Raw genomic sequence first — 235 nt, forward strand, 5'->3', positions numbered from 1 at the left:
AACTCGTGAAATTGATGGTAAAGATTACGTACTCGAATATCCAATCAAGGCTGATTTTGCCTTGATTAAAGCCTACAAGGGCGACCGCTGGGGCAATCTGGTTTACCGTAAATCTGCACGTAACTTTGGCCCGATTATGGCTATGGCTGCGGATGTAACCATTGTTCAGGTTTCTGAAGTGGTTGAGCTAGGTGGTTTAGATCCAGAGCACATCATCACCCCAGGTATCTTTGTA

At 45.1% G+C, this 235-nt stretch carries 1 protein-coding gene; it reads left to right on the forward strand.

Annotated elements, in window-relative coordinates:
• On the forward strand, window positions 1-235 hold a 235-nt coding region (locus UC75_RS04220; protein WP_128825186.1), incomplete at both ends, for a 3-oxoacid CoA-transferase subunit A.

Origin of the sequence: Acinetobacter sp. V2, assembly GCF_001188385.1 — a bacterium.
Lineage (GTDB): Bacteria > Pseudomonadota > Gammaproteobacteria > Pseudomonadales > Moraxellaceae > Acinetobacter > Acinetobacter oleivorans.